We start from the raw sequence: 3,267 nt of genomic DNA, 5'->3' as shown, positions 1-3,267 counted from the left end.
GCCCGGGCCACCCCGGCCGCCGCGCCCGCGAGCGGGCCGCCGACCGTCACCGCTTCGAACCTGAAGTTCACTCCCGGCCGTACGCTGCACTACGGCTCGCCGGCCTCCGCCGGGCTGCTGCCCGACCAGGTCGCGGCGATCGCCAAGGACGCCGCGGCGTACGAGACCGCCCTGCCGGGCGCGGCGCACCCGCTGTACCCGGGCGCGGTCGTGCTCGCCGCGCACAATGGCACGATCGTCCAGCACAGCGCGTCCGGTTACGCCCTGCGCTACGCCGACGACAAGCCGACCGAACTGCCGCGCGACCAGTGGATCCCGATGCGCGACGACACGATCTTCGACCTGGCGTCGATGTCGAAGCTGTTCACCACGATCGTCGCGCTGCAACAGGTCGAGCGCGGCACGATCGATCTGGACAAGACGGTCGCGACCTACCTGCCCGACTTCGCCCAGAACGGCAAGGGCACGATCACCCTCCGCCAACTGCTCACCCACACGAGCGGCCTGGAGCCGGACCTGCCGTTCTACGACTACCAGGGCCGCGCCGCCCAGGAGCAGGCGCTGTACGCGGAGAAGCTGCAGAACCCGCCCGGCACCGCGTACGTCTACTCCGACCTCAACCTGATCACGATGCAGTTCATCCTGGAGAAGGTGACCGGCAAGACCCTCGACGTGCTCGTACGCGACGGGATCACCGGGCCGCTCGGGCTGAAGGACACCGGCTACAACCCGCCCGCGTCGGAGAAGAACCGGATCGCCGCGACGGAGTACGAGCACGTGCCGCCCGCGCAGCTCAACCGAGGGCTCGTGTGGGGCCAGGTCCACGACGAGAACTCCTACGCCCTCGGCGGCGTCGCCGGGCACGCCGGGGTCTTCTCCACCGCGCACGACATCGCGATCGTCGCCCAGATGATCCTGGACGGCGGCCGGTACGGCCACGCGCGGGTGCTCAGTGACTCGTCGGTGCGGAAGATCTTCACGAACCTCAACCAGGCGTTCCCCTCCGACTCGCACGGCATCGGGTTCGAGCTGGACCAGCGCTGGTACATGGGCGGCCTGTCCTCCCCGGTGACCGCCGGCCACACCGGCTACACCGGGACCGACATCGTCATCGACCCGCTGTCCCGGTCGTTCAGCATCCTGCTGACCAACCGGGTGCACCCGAGCCGCAACTGGGGCAGTATCAACCCGGCACGTGTCGCGGTCGCCCAGGACCTGGCCCGTGCCATCCCGGTACGGCCGGCCGAGGGCCGTACGGCGTGGTTCTCCCAGACCAAGGACAAGAGCACCGCGACGCTCACCGCTCCGGTGACCGGCGCCACGAAGCTCTCCTTCGACCTGTGGTACGACACGGAGGAGACCGACCTCGGTGTGCTGGAGACCTCATCCGACGGCACGACCTGGACACCGGCGCCGTTCTCCCTGAAGGCGGGCCGCGACTCCTGGACGTCGGACGGCACGTTCTCCGGCTTCGAGGACCGCCGCTGGGCGAAGGCGACGGCGACACTGCCGGCGGGCACCACGCAGGTGCGCTGGCGCTACACGACCGACCCGCTGTACGAGGGCCGCGGCGTGTACGTCGACGGCGTCCGCGCCTACGACGCGCACGGCCACGTCGTCCTCAACGGCGAACGCCCGTCGGACGCGGCGCGCTTCGTCACGAGCGGCTGGGTCGTCAGCTCGAACTAGGGCCGCCTCGGTCGGCCCGGCAGATCCGCCGATCGCGGACCCGCCGGTCGTGCCGCCGCCCCGCTCCGGGGGCGAGCACACCGCGCGGGTCCCCGGTCACGGACGGTGCAGGTCCCGGCCTCCCGGTGCCGACCGTCGAGCATACGTCCGGCCTTGATCGCGGTCCTGCCTGCGGGGACCGGTCCTCAGCGGCTATCGTTCCAAGTGAGGGGAGTACTTCCCAGCGCCGGCCCGGTCAGCACGGACGCCCTTTGCGGTGACCCCGGGCGGCGGCCCGCCGTGCGCGGGTGAAGGAGACCTCGGACGACGAGCCGTTCGAGGAGTCCGCATGTCCACTTCCGTTGCTTCGCCCCTGGTCTGGGTCGTGACCCTCGCGGGCGTGCTGTTCTTCTTCGCGGTGGACTTCGTGCTGACCCGCCGCCCGCACACGGTCGCCTTCCGCGAGGCGCTGGTGTGGACGGCCTTCTACCTCGCCCTGCCGATCGTCTTCGGCGTCTTCGCCTGGCAGCGGTGGGGTGCGAACACGGCGGTCGACTACTTCACGGGCTGGCTGGTCGAAAAATCGTTGTCGGTCGACAACTTGTTCGTGTTCATGCTGCTCATCGCCGCCTTCACGGTGCCTGCGGCGCTCACCCAGCGGGTGCTGCTGTACGGCATCGCCGGCGCCCTCGTCCTGCGCGGCGTCTTCATCGCGATCGGCGCCGCGGCGGTCCAGGCGGTCTCCTGGACCTTCGTGATCTTCGGCGCGATCCTCCTGTTCACCGCCTTCAAGATCATGAAGGACACGGTCACGGGGGCGGGGCACGAGGTCGACGTGTCCTCCCTGCGGTCGGTACGCCTCGTACGGCGCCTGATGCCGGTGACCGACGCTTACCACGGCCCGCGCCTCACCGCCCGCCACGAAGGCCGGCGGGCCCTCACACCGCTCGCGGTCGTCGTCGTCGCGGTGTTCGGCACCGACCTGGTCTTCGCGGTCGACTCGATCCCCGCGGTGTACGGCGTCACCCAGGACCCGTACCTCGTCTTCACCGCGAACGCCTTCTCACTCTTCGGCCTCCGCGCACTGTTCTTCGTGCTGCAGAGCACGCTGAGCAAGCTGGTCCACCTCGGCTACGGCCTGGCGGTCATCCTCGCCTTCATCGGCGTGAAACTGATCCTGCACTGGGCGCACGGGACGTGGACGTGGCTGCCGGAGATCCCCACGTTGATCTCTCTCGCCGTGATCGTCGTGACACTGCTGACGGTCACCCTGACGAGCCTGCGCGCGGGCCGCCGGCAGACCACGGTCGCCGACGGCCGCACCGACCTCAGCCGGCCCTGACCGCCTGCCGGTCGGGCCGCCGATCTCCAACGGCGTACGGCCCCGGCGGCGAGAGTCCGCCGACCTCACCCCGAGCGCCGACAACACGTCGTCGCGGAGGTGACCAGGACCGTCGGCCGATCCAGGGCCTGGACGTGTCCGGCAGGTCCTGGATCAGCCCTGCGGCTACTGGCCGGGCAGGCCCTTGTCGAGGCCGGCGCGCCGCACGCCGCCGGCGAACGCGCCGGCGGCGCTCGATCCGCCCGAGCCGCTCGACC

At 70.6% G+C, this 3,267-nt stretch carries 2 protein-coding genes; both read left to right on the top strand.

The features are described from left to right. The coding region (locus ACFFNX_RS45755; protein ID WP_378212599.1) for a serine hydrolase domain-containing protein at nt 1-1,689 on the top strand (1,689 nt) is incomplete at its 5' end. A gap of 328 nt (nt 1,690-2,017) precedes the next feature. Further along, nucleotides 2,018-3,010: a TerC/Alx family metal homeostasis membrane protein gene (locus ACFFNX_RS45750; protein ID WP_378212598.1), complete on the top strand. Its 993-nt coding sequence runs from the start codon at nt 2,018-2,020 to the stop codon at nt 3,008-3,010. Nucleotides 3,011-3,267: the final 257 nt, after the last annotated feature.

The organism is Actinoallomurus acaciae (assembly GCF_042429965.1).
Classification (GTDB): Bacteria; Actinomycetota; Actinomycetes; order Streptosporangiales; family Streptosporangiaceae; genus Actinoallomurus; species Actinoallomurus acaciae.
Note: the sequence above shows the minus strand (reverse complement) of the source record. Positions and strands in the feature narration are given on the sequence as shown.